The sequence below is a fragment of the Streptomyces sp. NPDC051172 genome (assembly GCF_040682555.1).
In the GTDB taxonomy this organism is placed as follows: domain Bacteria; phylum Actinomycetota; class Actinomycetes; order Streptomycetales; family Streptomycetaceae; genus Streptomyces.
Genome location: NZ_JBFBBE010000175.1, coordinates 1 through 14308 on the forward strand (window position 1 = coordinate 1; position 14308 = coordinate 14308).

13 protein-coding genes and 2 pseudogenes are annotated in these 14308 nt (G+C 70.5%); 8 read left to right on the forward strand and 7 right to left on the reverse strand.

Translation table 11 applies throughout. The features are described 5' to 3' along the window. The coding region (locus AB0N07_RS46615; RefSeq protein ID WP_365846338.1) for an ISAzo13 family transposase at positions 1–1423 on the forward strand (1423 nt) is incomplete at its 5' end. A gap of 172 nt (positions 1424–1595) precedes the next feature. After that, positions 1596–1691, forward strand: a pseudogene (locus AB0N07_RS46620) (IS5/IS1182 family transposase); the annotation flags it as partial. A 97-nt stretch (positions 1692–1788) separates the two neighbouring features. Here the strand turns inward: AB0N07_RS46620 and AB0N07_RS46625 are convergent. The 3 genes from AB0N07_RS46625 to AB0N07_RS46635 are packed head-to-tail and all read right to left on the reverse strand — an operon-like array spanning position 1789 to position 3468. Further along, positions 1789–2496: an SDR family oxidoreductase gene (locus AB0N07_RS46625; protein ID WP_365846340.1), complete on the reverse strand. Its 708-nt coding sequence runs from the start codon at positions 2494–2496 to the stop codon at positions 1789–1791. A 43-nt stretch (positions 2497–2539) separates the two neighbouring features. Further along, positions 2540–2974, reverse strand: coding sequence for a GNAT family N-acetyltransferase (locus tag AB0N07_RS46630; RefSeq protein WP_365846342.1), 435 nt, complete (start codon positions 2972–2974; stop codon positions 2540–2542). Then, the gene (locus tag AB0N07_RS46635; RefSeq protein ID WP_365846344.1) at positions 2971–3468 is read right to left on the reverse strand and encodes a YbaK/EbsC family protein; all 498 of its coding nucleotides are present in this window, start codon (positions 3466–3468) and stop codon (positions 2971–2973) included. Before AB0N07_RS46635 ends, AB0N07_RS46630 begins: the two co-directional genes overlap by 4 nt. 430 nt (positions 3469–3898) lie before the next feature. Here AB0N07_RS46635 and AB0N07_RS46640 point away from each other — a divergent pair, with 430 nt between their 5' ends. Both AB0N07_RS46640 and AB0N07_RS46645 read left to right on the forward strand, forming a co-directional pair. After that, complete coding sequence (locus AB0N07_RS46640) at positions 3899–4534, forward strand: helix-turn-helix domain-containing protein (protein WP_365846346.1); 636 nt, start codon at positions 3899–3901, stop codon at positions 4532–4534. Positions 4535–4629: 95 nt separating this feature from the next. After that, positions 4630–5184: a dihydrofolate reductase family protein gene (locus tag AB0N07_RS46645; RefSeq protein ID WP_365846348.1), complete on the forward strand. Its 555-nt coding sequence runs from the start codon at positions 4630–4632 to the stop codon at positions 5182–5184. Positions 5185–5419: 235 nt separating this feature from the next. Here AB0N07_RS46645 and AB0N07_RS46650 read toward each other — a convergent pair whose 3' ends face one another. Continuing rightward, entirely contained in the window at positions 5420–6514 is a 1095-nt protein-coding gene (locus tag AB0N07_RS46650) for a magnesium and cobalt transport protein CorA (protein ID WP_365846350.1), read from the reverse strand. Between the two features lie 152 nt (positions 6515–6666). Between AB0N07_RS46650 and AB0N07_RS46655 the strand changes: the two are divergent. The 4 genes and pseudogenes from AB0N07_RS46655 to AB0N07_RS46670 form a co-directional block, all read left to right on the forward strand. Then, positions 6667–7014, forward strand: a pseudogene (locus AB0N07_RS46655) (protein kinase); the annotation flags it as partial. 68 nt (positions 7015–7082) lie between these two features. Then, on the forward strand, positions 7083–7415 hold the full coding sequence (locus AB0N07_RS46660; RefSeq protein ID WP_365846362.1) for a protein kinase: 333 nt from the start codon (positions 7083–7085) through the stop codon (positions 7413–7415). Positions 7416–7474: 59 nt separating this feature from the next. Then, positions 7475–7921 (forward strand): DnaJ C-terminal domain-containing protein, encoded by a 447-nt coding sequence (locus AB0N07_RS46665; protein ID WP_365846352.1) that lies wholly within the window; start codon positions 7475–7477, stop codon positions 7919–7921. A gap of 453 nt (positions 7922–8374) precedes the next feature. Beyond that, a complete protein-coding gene (locus AB0N07_RS46670) occupies positions 8375–8779 on the forward strand; it encodes an STAS domain-containing protein (RefSeq protein WP_365846354.1) in 405 nt (134 codons plus the stop codon). 423 nt (positions 8780–9202) lie between these two features. On the opposite strand, the gene AB0N07_RS46675 is transcribed toward AB0N07_RS46670, so the two are convergent. The 3 genes from AB0N07_RS46675 to AB0N07_RS46685 all read right to left on the reverse strand — a co-directional run bounded on the left by AB0N07_RS46675 (position 9203) and on the right by AB0N07_RS46685 (position 14109). Beyond that, the gene (locus AB0N07_RS46675; protein ID WP_365846356.1) at positions 9203–10561 is read right to left on the reverse strand and encodes a lanthionine synthetase C family protein; all 1359 of its coding nucleotides are present in this window, start codon (positions 10559–10561) and stop codon (positions 9203–9205) included. Next, positions 10558–13785 carry a lantibiotic dehydratase gene (locus AB0N07_RS46680; RefSeq protein ID WP_365846358.1) on the reverse strand — a complete coding sequence of 1076 codons (3228 nt, stop codon included), beginning with the start codon at positions 13783–13785 and terminating at the stop codon, positions 10558–10560. The genes AB0N07_RS46675 and AB0N07_RS46680 overlap by 4 nt, the downstream gene beginning before the upstream one ends. A gap of 171 nt (positions 13786–13956) precedes the next feature. Further along, complete coding sequence (locus AB0N07_RS46685) at positions 13957–14109, reverse strand: FDLD family class I lanthipeptide (protein WP_365846360.1); 153 nt, start codon at positions 14107–14109, stop codon at positions 13957–13959. Between the last annotated feature and the right edge of the window lie 199 nt (positions 14110–14308).

Genomic DNA, 14308 nt, shown 5'->3' on the forward strand with positions numbered 1-14308 from the left:
CAAACGCGTCGTCGACCTGAACCCAGCCGTTCGGGAGGCGCTCCTCATGCTGGTCGAGCCCGACGTCCGCGGAGATCCCATGTCACCGCTTCGCTGGACCACCAAATCCACCCGCAAGCTCGCCGAGCAGCTGACCCGCCAGGGCCATAAGATCTCCGCGGACACGGTGGGCGACCTCCTGCGCGAGGAGGGCTTCAGCCTGCAGAGCAACGCCAAGACCCTGGAAGGCAAACAGCACCCCGACCGCGACGCCCAGTTCCACTACATCAACGAGCAGGCCCGCAACCACCAGGACAGCGGGGCTCCGGTGATCAGCGTGGACACGAAGAAGAAGGAACTGGTCGGCCCCTTCAAGAACAACGGCCGTGAATGGGAGCCCAGAGGCGAGCCGGTCCGGGTCGACACACACGACTTCCCCGACCGCGAGCTGGGCAGAGCGGTGCCCTACGGCATTTACGACGTCGCCGCGAACACCGGCTGGGTCAACGTGGGCACCGACCACGACACCGCCGCTTTCGCCGTCGAATCCATCCGCCGCTGGTGGAACGGAGCCGGACGGGCCGCCTATCCAACGGCCGGTCGACTGCTGATCACCGCCGACGCGGGCGGCTCCAACGGATATCGCACCCGCACCTGGAAGACCGAGCTCACCCAGTTCGCCGCCGTGGCCGGACTGGCGATCACCGTCTGCCACCTGCCTCCCGGAACATCGAAGTGGAACCGGATCGAGCACCGGCTGTTCTCCCACATCACCATGAACTGGCGCGGAAGACCCCTGACCAGCCACGAAGTCATCGTCGAGAGCATCGCAGCGACCACCACCAAGACCGGCCTGACGGTGCACGCCGAACTCGACACCGCTCGATACGCCACAGGCATTCAGGTCAGCGACGACGAGATCGCCGCCCTGCCGATCACCCGGCACCGCTTCCACGGCGACTGGAACTACACCCTCCACCAGCATCCGCCGGACGCGAAGGCGACCAACGGCACGTCAGACCAGACGCAGGCGAGCAGGCCGCATCGCCTCACGCAGCATTCACTGCAGGACCCTGAACTGACCGGCATGACCCGCCAACAGCTCCGCGAGCTCATAGACACGCTGACTCCCGCGCTAGAGGTTCAACGTGAACAAGTGCTCCGCACGCGTCGCGGTCACGAGCGCCTGGTGGCCCCGGGCGCAGGCGCCAAGGCCAAACTCGCCCCAGCCGAGCGGATCCTGGTCACCGTGCTCCACCTGCGCAAGCTCGCCACCATGGACCTCCTCGGCGAACTCTTCGGCGTCACGGCCATGACCATCAGCCGCGCGAAACAGGAAGTCAGTCCGCTCCTGGAAGCGCACGGCCACGACATCACCGCCTCCACCGCTCGCTTCCGTACACCATCCGATGTCGCGAAGTTCCTCGCCTCCAAGCCCGCCTAAAGCAAGATCAAGAAAGCATGTTGATGATCTGCACGCCCTTAGACGTCGGCCGTAAGCGCAGCATCGTGATCGATACGAGCGGCCTGTCGCTGCCGTCCGGCGCCCCCCGGCACGCGCGGCTTCACCGTGCAACCGCGCAGGTGGGCAGGTGGGCAGTTGAAAGTACACTCGGTGGCTGATGCACCACCGCCGTCTCGCACGCGACTACGAGACCCACCCTCACCGATCCGAAGCCATAATCCACATCGCGATGACCGACTTCATAAGCTGACGCCTCACCTGCGAATCCACCCCGAACTGGCGCGACACCTGAACCCCGAACCAAACAACCCTCGCCGGGAAAAAACGGTCTTTTACGGAGGGGGTTACGGCCGCCGGGCGGAAGCTGTTGTGCCGGGCGTGAGTCCGAGGGCTGCTTTGGCCTGTCGAGTGCGTTCGTCGGCGAGGACTTCCGTTCGGCCTGCTTCGACGGCGGCGAAAGTCTGCTCGGCGATGGCTTCCGGGGTGTTCTTGGGACCGGTGACGTGGGCGGCCATGTCGGTGTCGATGTATCCGCAGTGCACGCCGACGACGAGGACGCCGGTGTCGTGGAGTTCGCTGCGGATCCCGTTGGTCAGGGCCCATGCGGCGGCCTTGGATGCGCTGTAGGAGCCCATCGCGGGGTTGGTGAACCAGCTCGCGATGGACAGTACGTTGACGATGGCACCGGGGGGCTTGCCTGTGAGCAGCGGGGCGAAGGCACGGCACATGGTGAGCGTGCCGAAGTAGTTGACCTCCATCTCCGCGCGGGCGGCGTCCAGGTCGGGCGCGGCCAGCAGGGGGCTGTCGGTAAGGACGCCGGCGTTGTTGACCAGCAAGGTAACGTCGGAGCACATCTCGGCTGCCGCCCCCGCCTGGGCGGGATCGGTGATGTCGAGGCGGACCGGGATCACGCCGGGCTCGCGGACTGACTGCGGGTCGCGGGCTCCGCCGTATACGCGCTGTGCGCCGCGTTGCCGGAGCAGCCGGGCCATCACCTGTCCGAGCCCCCGGTTCGCGCCTGTCACCAGTGCCGTTGCCCCCTGGATCTGCATGGTTTCCCCGTCTCGCCCGGCCGACTGGTCGGCAGATTCCCGATCATGTGGTGGACCATTTGAGATGAACGGCGGTCTCGTGGAACCCCAGAGCGCGATAGAAGGCGGCCGCTCTGCGGGTCGGCACAGTCACCTCGACGTCCTTCGCCTCCCGGGCCTTCGCCTGTGCGGCCCGGATCAGCGCGGAACCCGTACCGCGGCCCCGCAGGGGCTCGGCCACGGTGAGTTCGAGCAGTTCGAGGATCGTTCCGCCCGCGAACAGGGTAGGCATGCGCAGCGCGAGCAGGTACCCGACCACGCACGAGTCCTGCTCGGCGACCAGGAACTCGGCGCTGCCGTCCGAGGCGGCCTCGATGATCCGGGGGAACGTGGCGTCGTCGAAGACGGCTCGGTCGGGCCGGTAGCTCGTCACGAACCCGCTCAGCAGACGGTAGATGTCGTCGGCGTCCAAGCGCGTAGCTTCGCGGATGGTCGTCATGCCGACCCGTCCGTCGGGAGGCTGACGATCGACGCCGTAGCGGCTTCCGATACGGCGGCAATGAGCTCGGCCGCCTCGATCTCGATGCTGCTGTCGCGCCGGCCGCTGCCGCAGTGCACACGCCCCAGGCCGCTGACCGTCCGGTCGAACACCACCATGGCAGCGCGGTCCGCGGACACGGGACACACCCCGCCCGGCTGCATCCCCGCCCGCGCCAGCCGCCCGGCATCGGCGGGAGACAGGTCGCCTCGGCGGATCCCGGCTGCGCGGGCGAGGGCGCCGTACCGCAGCCGGGCATGGCCGGGCAGCACCGCCAGCAGGAGACGGTCCTCGGTGGTGACGAAAGCCAAGGTCTTGACGGTTCGCTCCAGCGGAATGCCCAACGCGGCGCAGACCTCCAGCGGACTGGTCACGTCAGGGTGCTTGTGCAGCCGGAAGGACACACCGAGCGAGGTGAGGATCTCCGGTGGACCCATGGGTGCGAGACCATTCACCCCGGCGAGATTACCGTGCACAGTAAGGGAGTTGATCGCCTTTTGCGGAGCAGAAGTCGGCCACGCCGCTCCACTGGGGCCTACCTGCGGTGGCGAACACAGGCGGCCACTCAGGGTCCTGTGGCCGTCACCCGCACCCGCCGACGTCTTGATCTGGGAGGCCTGTCCTGGATCTACGACCACCCCGACGGCACCCCCGCTTTTGGCATGAGCCCTGGGGCATCGGGCCGCTGGTCGCGTTCGAGCCGAGCCGCGCGGATCCTCTCGCGCAACTCGCACGAGCTTCGGCCGTCCGCGCGACGTGACACACTGGCGGCGCAGGCGGCGGTGAACGGGGGTGATCCGGTTGGGTCTGGAGATCGAGAGTCGGTCGTCGGAGTTGCCGTACATCGAGAGGGTGTGGCGTAGCCGCAGCATCGGGGTTGCCCGGATGACGTCGATCGCCGCGTCGCACTGGGAGCTTGTCTTCTGGGAGCACGACGGCCAGGTGCAGGCGGCCGTACTGGGCCCGGAGCCCAGGGCCTGTCTGGCTCCTGTTCCCAGGGACGCCATGTTCTTCGGTATCAGCTTCGCTCTCGGCACCTCGATGCCTCACGTGCCGATCAGCCGGCTTGTGGGTGGCAGCGCGGAGATCCCCGACGTGACGCGGCGCTCCGTGTGGCTGAAGGGTTCCGCCTGGCACGTGCCCGATTACGACAATGCGGAGGCGTTCGTGCGTCGCATGGTGCGTGAGGGCATCGTGGACTGCGACCCGATCGTGCCTGCGGTGCTCGGCGGCGCGGCTCCCGATGTCTCCGAGCGGACCCTCCAGCGGCGTTTCGTCGCGGCGACGGGCCTCACCCGGGGTGCCATCCGGCAGATCCACCGTGCCCGCGAGGCCGCGGTTCTGATCCAGGAGGGGGCTCCGGCGCAGGACGTCGTGCACCGGCTGGGCTATTTCGACCAGCCGCATCTGGCGCGGTCCTTGACCCGGTTCATCGGACGGACCGCCACCGAGCTGAGTGCTCCGGACAGGGGGGAGCCGCTGTCGCTTCTGTACAAGCCCTCCTCACAAGTGCCCGCATAGCCTTCCTGACGTAGCCGACGGGGTCGGCCCGCCCAGGCCGGAGCGCTGTTCGGCCGGGAGCGGGCAGTCAACCGCAAACTCATCACGGAGGAATCATGCGCAAGGTCGTTTCGGGCCTGTTTGTCTCACTCGACGGTGTCGCCCAGTCGCCGAACGAGTGGCAGTTCGCTTTCGACGAGGAGATGGGCGCGGCGCTGGGAGAGACGCTGGAGACGGCCGACACGATTCTGCTGGGCCGGGTGACCTTCACCGAGTGGGCCGGGTACTGGCCGACGGTGACCGACGGCGAGGACGCCGGCTTCGCCAAGTGGATCAATGACTCGCCCAAGTACGTCGTCTCCTCCACACTGGACAGCGTGGACGACTGGGCGAACAGCACGCTCATCAACGGCGATTTGGCGGCCGCGATCGAAGAGCTCAAGGCGGGAGAGGGGAAGGACATCACCGTCGCGGGCAGCCCCACACTGGTGCGCTCGCTTCTGGAGCAGGACCTGCTGGACGAACTGGTGCTGCTGATCCACCCGGTGGTGGCCGGCGAGGGCCGCAAGAAGCTGTTCGCGGACGACGCCACGCTGAAGAAGCTGGAGTTGGTCAGCGCTCAGCCGACCAGCAGCGGAGTGATCATCGCGACCTACCGTCCTACACGCTGATCACTGCTCGGCACGGGTCGGGTACGGAGACGGGCACTCGTGATTCGCTCACCTGGTGATCAGAAGCTGCGAGGGTAGGACGACACCGTAGGCCGGTCCTTCTGCGACATCGCCAGCCGGGACGGCACCTCACGCGTGCGGCCCGGTTGAGGTCCCCTCGACGCTGGCGTGCTCGGCACTGAACGGGAGGAGTGGGCCCCATCCGTGCGTACCACGGGGTGCCGCGGGCCGGATGTCACAGCCAGCCATTGCGTTTGAAGCTGCGGTGCAGGAGGAAGCAGGCGGTGGCGATGAGAGCTAGGACGAGGGGGTAGCCGAACGGCCAGTGCAATTCGGGCATGTGGTCGAATCTCATGCCGTACATGCCGGTGACCATGGTGGGCACCGCGATGATCGCCGCCCAGGCGGTGATCCTGCGGGCGTCCTCGTTCTGGCCCACGGCCACCTGCGCGAGGTGGGCCTCCAGGATGGAGTCGAGCAGGGCGGTGAAGCCGGTGATCTGCTCGATGGCACGATCGAGGTGGTCGGTGACGTCCCGGAAGTACGCCCGTATCTCGGGGTCGACGGCGCGCAGGGGTCTGGTGGAAAGCGTCTCCAGGGGGCGGGCGAGCGGGACGACGGCCCGCTTCAGCTCCAGCAGTTCGCGCTTGAGCTGGTAGATGCGGCCGGCGTCCGCGGTCTGGTTGCCCTGCGGGGAGAAAACCTCCGTCTCAACCGCGTCGATGTCGTTCTGGACTGCGTCGGTGACAGTCAGGTAGTCGTCGACGACGTGGTCGGCGATGGCGTGAAGGACTGCCGAGGGCCCCTTGGCCAGCTGCGCAGGGACGGCTTCCAGATCCTCGCGCAGCGGGCCGAGGGAGCCGTGGCGGCCGTGGCGGACGGTGACGACGAAGTCCGGGCCGGCGAAGACCATGATCTCGCCGGTGGTGACGATCTCGCTGGTGGCGGTGAGCTGCTCGTGCTCCACATAGGCGACCGTCTTGAAGACGGCGAACAGGACGTCGTCGTACTGCTCCAGCTTGGGTCGCTGGTGGGCTTGGACGGCGTCCTCGGCTGCCAGGGGGTGCAGGCCGAACAGCGAGGCGACCCGGGCGAACTCCGTCTCGGACGGTTCGTGCAGGCCCAGCCACACGAAGCCGTGCCGCTGTTTGCGGACCCGGGCGACGGATTCCTCGATGGTGGAGACTGTCTCCTGGCGCTTGCCGTCGCGGTAGAGGACGCAGTTCACCACGGCCGAGCCGAGGGGGGAGCGAGCCGGGTGGCTGAGGTCCACACGACCGCCTCGCCGCCCCAGGCGGGCCACTTTGCGCAGGTTGCCGACCATCGACATGTGGTACTCCTTCGCCAGGTCCGGTCAGTGTGCCAGGCGACCGTAAGACCGGGCCTAAAGGGACGTCAGCGGCGAAGAGGCCAGTGCCGCCGAAACGATGGCCAGCTCGTCGCGGCTGCGGTCCTTGGTTGGTGAATTCCGCTGGTGACAGGATGTGCTGGCAGGAGGGGACGGGGGAGTTTGCGCGCACGGACAGGACGCCCGCCGTGCGCCCACGCTGCGCACCGAGAAGGGGGGCCGTGCAGGCAGGGACCGTGCTGGACGGCCGCTACCGGCTGATCGAGCCAGTCGGCGCGGGCGGGTTCGGCCAGGTCTGGCGGGCACACGACCCGAGGGTCGACCGCCTGGTAGCCGTCAAGGTCCTCACCAGTGACGGCAGCGCGGACCACGACCGGCAGGTGGCCCGGTTCGCCCGCGACGCCGCGGTCGCCGGCGGCCTGTCCCATCCGCACATCGTCACCGTGCACGACTTCGGCTCCGCCGAGCACCACGGCCGGCCGTATGCGTACCTGGTGATGCAGCTGCTCCCCGGCAAGTCCCTCAGTGCCGCCCTCGAGGCCGGCCGCCCCTGCCGACGGCCCTGCACACGGCATCCTGCGTGGCCGACGCCCCGGGCGCCGCACACGAGGCGGGTCTCACCCACCGGGACATCAAGCCGGCCAACATCATGGTCGTGCCCGATGGCGAGGCGACGGTCGTCGACTTCGGCATCACCAAAGGGAGTGGCGACGCGCGGCACGACATCACGACCACCGGCGTCCTGATCGGCACCCCGGCCTACATGGCGCCCGAAGCGCTGTCCGGCTCCTTCGACCACCGCTCCGACCTGTACTCGCTCGGATGCGTGCTCTTCGAGATGGTCACGGCCGCCGGCTCTTCACCGGCACGTCCTGGCAGCTGATCAACCAGCACCTCAAAGAGCCGCCCGCCCCGCTGCGCACCCTGTGCCTGGATGCTCCTGTGGAACTGGAACGGCTGGTCAGCCGCCTTCTGGCCAAGGACCCCGCTCATCGGCCGGACAGCGCCGATGAGGTCTACGATCTCCTGGAAGAGATCAGCGACCGGTACTTCGGCGACACTGCGCCCACCCTCAGTCGCGGGGCCGACGTCACTTCCGAGGTCTGGCTCCACCCGGACGAAGCCACCGGCGGTGCGGTCATCCCCATGCGCATGACCGCCCACGAGAACTGCCCTGACGGCGCCACCACAGGAGACGAGACGAGAGTGTTGGCATGCACTACCTGCAGAGGGGAAGGCAGGGTCGCCGGCAAGCGGCGCACCTTTAAGATCCGCATTCCCGCTGGTGTTCGGAACGGACAGAGAATCCGGCTCAGGGAATTCGGCGCACCGGGGAAACACGGCGGCGCACCCGGAGACCTGTACGTCACCGTGCACGCCACCAGCTGATCGAAGCCAGCGGGACGGGGGCGACTTGGGCGCGTATCGCGTTGTGATCACCAGAGCCGTGACGACCCGATCCGACGAGCGCGGATGCGTTCACCTCACCACCACCTTCGTCATCCGGATGTGCCTGTGGCCGAATTGGTGGTTCCCAACAACGGCTCGATCTGCGGCCGAAGCACGTCCGTGGAACGGTGTTGCCCTCGCCTGCGCTGACCACTCAGGCCGTTCGCGTGACTGCCGGGTCGGCCTTGGGCCATGCACGAGTAAGTTTCCCCGCCTCGGCGTGAGCCCGAGGCGGGCCAGAGGCCCGGCCCTCCTCTCCGCGTCTTTGCTCCCGGCGTCCGTGTACGGCGCCGTTCCTGCGGGAGAGGAATCTACCGCGGTGCGTCCATGGATGAAGGTAGTCGGACGGGGTAGCAGAGCTGCTGCCGCGTATACCGAGTTCGAGGAGGGCTTGTGACCGAGCCAGCAGGTCTGAGTGTCGAGGTGTCCGTGCTCAGCTCCGACGCCGCGATCATCACCATCAGTGGGGAGCTGGACGTCGACACGGGCCTCGTCCTGCAGCACCAGCTCGCCGGCCAGGTAGTGCATGGCCGCCGTCACCTGGTGCTGGACTTGGCGGAAGTACCGTTCATGGACTCCTCTGGGTTGGGCGTCATCATTCGAGCCATAAATGAGGTTCGGAGCATCGACGGATCCGTGTCCCTGGCCGCCCCCAGTCAAGTGGTGCGACGTCTGATCGACCTGACCGGGGTCAGCATGAGCTGCCGGATATTCGACAGCGCGGACGCGGCCTGTGAAGCGCTCCTCGGTCAAGGCGGTGAGAGCATGAACACCACGCCGGGCAAGGCGGCTCGATAGCAGATCAACCAGAGTCAGGCGATACCCACAGGGCCTGATCGCGACGAGCCGGGCGAGGAGGCCCAGATCGACTACGGGTTCCTGGGCCAGTGGACCAACCCCCGGATCGGCAAGAGGCACAGGGTCTGCAGCAGCTCAAGGAGATGTACTTCCAGGACAACGGCCGACCGCGCCGGCCAGCTGGACGAAGTGCGCTTCACCGACAATGAGCACCTCGAGTTCGAGCTCTAGTACTCCAACAGGACTTCGATGTTTTGCCTGTTCTGAGGCCTCGTGGTGAGCGCAGTGGGCTGATGGGCCATCAGAGACGGAACGCCGCGCACCGCCTCCGGCCCTCGGGCGCACCGCCATCACTCCGTGATTCCTCAGGGGCCGGACAAGCGGCGAAGGCGTCTCGGGGCGCCCGCGCGGTGCGGCCCACGATCAGGACAGGAGCAGCACGCGGTCCCAGACGGGCTCGTGCTGCTCGCCGCCCGGCCCGCCCGGGTCCGGCAGCACCGAGAGCAGTGCGGCGGCCACGCCCGCCGCACCCTCCAGAATCCCTGGGTTGTCCTCGACCGGTGGTCGCCCGTGCTGCGGGCCGGTGGCGCCGCGGGGCCCGACCACATGCCGGTAGCCGTAGTCGGCCTGCTCGTCCCAGGTCGCGGCGAGCCGGTCGGCCAGCCGGTCGCAATGGTCGAGCAGCACCTGGTCGGCGGCCTGCTGCCCGAGCCTCCACAGGCTCTGCAGGAAGCCCGCCTCGCCGTGGCAGACGGTGGGGCCCTTCAAGCCCTCCAGGCTGCCTGGGCGGGCCAGCACCGCGTGGGTACTCGCCAGCGCGAGCCGGCTCCAGGTCTCCTCGCCCGTCACCCGGGCCGCACGCAGCAGGCCGCCTGCGATGCCGACCGTACCGTAGCACCAGGCGGCCCCCGCGGCGCCGGTGCGGGGCGAGGAGGGCAGGGGGCGCTCGCCGCGGGCCCGGGCCAACTCGTCGTCCAGGGGGATCCGCCGCTCCCAGTACGGCCCGTAGGCGTCCCGGTCGGCCCGCTGGGCCAGCCAGCCGCCGATCCGTCGCAGGGCGGCCGACTGCCCGTCGACCGCCACGCCCAGCTCGGCACTGCGGGCGAGCAGCGCCAGCGGGCCGGCGATGCCGTGCGCCGTCCCGAGGTTGAGGTCACCACGTGGGAAGCGGGCCCGGTCCGCCTCGGTCACCTGGCGGTGGCCGGGCACCCACCAGCCGGGCACCTCACAGCCGTCCACCCGCACCGGCCGACTGACCGCGATGAGGTGGGCGAGGGTGGCGCGCAGCGCGGGCTCCGCCGCGGCCCGCTCCTCGGCGTCGCCGTCGGTGACCGCACCGAGCAGCACCCGGCCGACGCCGGCGGTGCCGGTGATGGCGTCGTAGCTGGACCACGACACCCCCGGCCCGGCGGACTCGGCCGCGAGGCGGGCCAGTTGCTCCGCCGCGACGTGTGCGGTCAGGGTGCGGCGCAGGCCCGGATAGTGGCCGCCGACCCGGGCAGCCGCCTGAACGGCCGTCAGCACCGCGGCCGGGCCGTGATGCACGCCGAACGAGGCCGTCCCGGTCAGGGCCTTGGCCGCAGCCGCCAGCCGGCCGTGCGCGGCGGGCAGCCGGCCCGGATCGCGGCGGGCCAGCTCGGCGAGGAGCAGAGCGACGCCGGAACCGCCCTCCAGTGCGACCGCGGGGCCGGTCGGACGCAGCTCGTCGGTGAGGGCGGCGGCCACCCGGTCGACGACCGCCGCGATCCGCGCGGCGCTGCCGGGCACTGCTGCTGTGGTCACCGCTGGTGCTTCCTTCGGTCGGCGTTTCCGGTCACGCAGGCGCGGGCGAGAGCGTGTACGCGCAGTTCGGCCTCCCGGTCGGGCCCGAGCAGCCGGTTGCAGGACATGTGGAGCAGGCTCGCCAGCACCCCGGGCAGTGGCGACCAGTCGGCGCCTCGGGCGGCGAGCGCGTCCAACTGCGCACGGTAGGCGCGCAGATGTTCGGCCTGGTCGGCCAGGGCCTGCGCCAGCCGGTCGCCCAGCGGATGCCCGGCCAGCGCGGGCCAGCCGCCGACCGGGTCGATCAGCCGCAGCCACTGCGCCCGGTGGGTCCGGAAGTCGGCGGGCGGCTGCTCGCCGCCGGCGCTGCCTGTCAGCCAGGCTGCGCCCGGCTCCTGGTAGCGGGCCGGCGCGTCCACCGCGGGCGGGGGGCCGAAGGCGTGCGCGATGGCGGCGAGCGACAGCGCGGCCAGCGTCTCCTTGTCCCACGGCACGTCACCGTTCCCGCCGTCGGCCTGCCGGGCGATCCACAGCAAGGTGAGCGCGGTACGGCTGTCCGCGGCGAAGAAGCGCTCGGCGGCCGCCTGGGCCTCGGGACCGCCGTAGCGTTCCCACTCGGGGTCGTAGCCGTCCAGTACGAACCGCCCGACGAGTCCCTGGGACGTCCACTCCCGGACCGCGGTGCGCAGCGGCGGCAGCAGTTCCCGCCACAGGGCGTCGGCGGGCCCGTGGAACCGCAGCCGGAGGTGGTCGTCCGGGTCCCGGTACCGGATGAAGAACCATCGGTCGATCAACTCGCGTGCCGATTCCGGAAGTTCGGCCAGGAACGGGGCGAGTCGCTCGGTCAGGAAGGAGTCCGCCTGCCGGCCCGCGAGGTAGAGCTTGGCGTAGAGCCACTCGCCGCCGGGCTCGGCCAGCCGAGGCTCGGCCGGGCGCACCGCCGGGACCCGGGGTGCGGCGGGGGCGAGCGCCGCAGCCGTCGGCTCCCGGACGAAGGCCAGCGCCAGTTCGCAGTGGTGCGCCCGGTCCTCGGCGTCCCGCAGCCAGCCGTCGGCCCGATCCTCCCCGCCGGGCAGCTCGACGGCGAGCAGATGGGGGTCCTTGGAGAGCGCGTCGCGCAGCAGTTCGCGATGCCAGGGCTCGGACAGGTCGACCGGCAGCCGCAGGTCGGCGCGGGTCAGCACCAGCTGCTGCGGCGCCCGCCAGCGCTCCCGCCAGTGCCGCACGGCCTCGGCCCAGCCGGCCGGATCGAACCCGGTGCGCTCACGCAACTCGTCCAGGCGCCAGGTGGCGGGGGCGAGCACCACCCGGCCGTAGCGCACCCGGGGCAGGAACGGCGCGCTGGTGGCCGGTCCCCAGTCCCAGGGCGCATACGAGCGGTGAGCGTCCCGACCGACCTCGATCAGGAAGCGGGCGGCGTTCGGCGCCTGGCCGCGCAGGTCCATCGCGTGGTGGGCGTGCGGCAACAGCCGACGCCCGGTCGGCAGGTGCACCAGATAGAGGTGTTGGAAGGTGGCGGCCACGCCGATCTCGTCCAGCCGTACGGCGGTCGCGGCGGGGTCCGGCGGCAGCCCGATGGTCACCTCGTGCTCCGCGGTGCGGGGGCTGTTGGCGACGTTCAGCGCCCGGGTGAGCCGCGGCTGGTAGGCGACAGCGAGGTGGATCGCGTCCGGCTGCTCGGGGAAGGCGAAGGCGGCCAGCTCCTCGTTGACCGAGCCGGCCAGTCCGGCGAACCGGCCGTAGGTGGCGCCGGCCTCCAGCGCACCCGGTCCGCCACCGCCGACCAGTAGGAAGTCGCCCTCGGCCAGCGCCTGTTCGTCGGCGGCGACCAGGGTGCAGAAGAGCTCGCAGGAGCGCGGCAGCAGCTCGCGGTCCGGCTCGCCGGGGGCAAGTCGCGCCACCAGGTCGTCGTCCAGCACCACCTCCCGGGCGCCGTCGCGCATCGCCTCGGCGGCCAGTCGGCCCAGCAGCAGCTCCAGCTCGCGGGCCGACCGTGGTGCCGGGTCCTCGCTGCGGGACGAGGCAGGCCAGGTGTAGCCGGCCGGCGCGCCGAGTCCGACCGTGTCGTCGAGCACCTCCAGCACCGGGACGACCCGACCGAGGCCGTAGCGCTCCAGGAAGTCCCGGTGGTAGCCGCGCAGCGGCGCCGGGCCGGGTACGGACAGTCGCCACAGCACGCCGAGCCCGCGGGCCGCCTCCTCGGCGACCGTGTGCGGCAGCCGCACCTCGGCATCCAGCGCCAGATCGACGTGGACCAGCCGGTCGGCGGCGGCCAGCTGACGCATCTTCTCCTCCAGCGCGGCCAGCACCGCGCCGCGCTCGCCCGGGGTGGCGGCGGCGTCGTAGCGGTCGCGGTCGGCGGCTATCGTGCGCAGGGGCTCCAGCAGCGGTAGCGGCCGGCCGACGGACCGCTGCGCGGCGGTCAGTACGTCGATCACTCGGCTGAGCGGGTCGCCGCCGTCCAGTACCGGCCGCAGCCCGGTGATCAGGAACTCCTGGCGGACCAGCGTGGCCAGCAGGGCGGCGGCCGCGCCGGGTGGTGCGGTGGGGTAGCGCCGCTCCAGCTCAGCGGCGGCCTCCTTGCCGGTCGTGCCGGCGGCGGCCAGTTCCAGCGCGGCGGCGACCACCGGCGTGAGCCGGATCGAGACCTCGCTGCGGGTGCTGTCGCCCGCTGTGGCACCGGGGTTGGAGGGCGCGGCTGTCACCAGCCGGCCGCCGCGCGGGATGGTCCCGGCATGGACGTGCAGGCTCAGGTGCGGGAGCAGGTCGTGGTCCTGCTCAAGCTGCTGGACCACCCGCAGCAGCCAGTCGAGATCGACCCGGGTGCGACTGCGGGCCGGGCCGGACCAGGAAACCTTCGCCGCCGGGCCGTCGGCCGCGCGGGCGAAGCGGACCGGGGCGACGCCGGCGAAGCGCCCGAACGGGGTGCAACGGGAGCGCAGCCGGATCTCGTAGCGCAGCACGGAGACCACGGCGCGGCGCAGTTGGGCGTCGGTGCGACCGGCGAGCCCGGTGGGGTCGGTGCTCGCGGCCACGAGGCTCGCCAGGCTGGGGCTGGCGACCCGTAGGGCGTCCATGAAGACGCCGTCACCGGCCGCACCGCTCAGCAGCTGCTCGCAGGCCGCGCGGTCGGTGGGGGAGTCGACGGCCCAGGCGGCGCGGTTCTCGGAGCTGCGGCTCGGGGCTCGCAGCAGGGCGACCGGGGCGGTGCGGAAGAGCGGCTGGGGGACGGGCGGCAACGGCATCGGTGGCAGTCCCTCGGTGGCGATCCCTGGGGTGGTCGGCGCGTCGGGCGCGGTGGCGGCGGGACGCGCGGGTGGGCCGGGGGCCGACAGCCTTGGGGCGCCGGCCCGTGGGCCCTCAGCTGCCGGTTCCGTCGGGCGTACGCGGTGGACGGAGCCGGCCTGCGGCCTTGCTCAGCAGCACCAGGTGGGGTAGCAGGAGGAGCAGGTGATGGAGGTGAACGCGGCCTCGGCCGAGTGGGTGTCGTCCAGCTCGATGCGGACGTCCAGGTCGAAGAGGTCGTCGATCTGGGTGTCGTCGAGGACCGGAAGGGTGGTAGCGCTCATGTCGATCTCCTCAGGGTGGTTGTTGGAGCAGTGAGCCGTGCGATGGGAGGCTAGTCACGGCGGCCTAAGCGGCGCTTGAGCCGACTGGCCGCGCGCGGAAGCCGCCGGACCCGGTGACCCTTCAGGACTCAACACGCACCCTCTGAGCAGGTCGCCCACTAAGCGCAGCACCTTCTCATCCACCTCCTCCAGGCGCAGC

Coding starts and splice junctions, on each gene's coding strand:
- AB0N07_RS46625 (WP_365846340.1), bottom strand. CDS start 2,496: ATGCAGATCCAGGGGGCAACGGCACTGGTGACAGGCGCGAACCGGGGG.
- AB0N07_RS46630 (WP_365846342.1), bottom strand. CDS start 2,974: ATGACGACCATCCGCGAAGCTACGCGCTTGGACGCCGACGACATCTAC.
- AB0N07_RS46640 (WP_365846346.1), top strand. CDS start 3,899: ATGACGTCGATCGCCGCGTCGCACTGGGAGCTTGTCTTCTGGGAGCAC.
- AB0N07_RS46645 (WP_365846348.1), top strand. CDS start 4,630: ATGCGCAAGGTCGTTTCGGGCCTGTTTGTCTCACTCGACGGTGTCGCC.
- AB0N07_RS46650 (WP_365846350.1), bottom strand. CDS start 6,514: ATGTCGATGGTCGGCAACCTGCGCAAAGTGGCCCGCCTGGGGCGGCGA.
- AB0N07_RS46680 (WP_365846358.1), bottom strand. CDS start 13,785: ATGCCGTTGCCGCCCGTCCCCCAGCCGCTCTTCCGCACCGCCCCGGTC.
- AB0N07_RS46685 (WP_365846360.1), bottom strand. CDS start 14,109: ATGAGCGCTACCACCCTTCCGGTCCTCGACGACACCCAGATCGACGAC.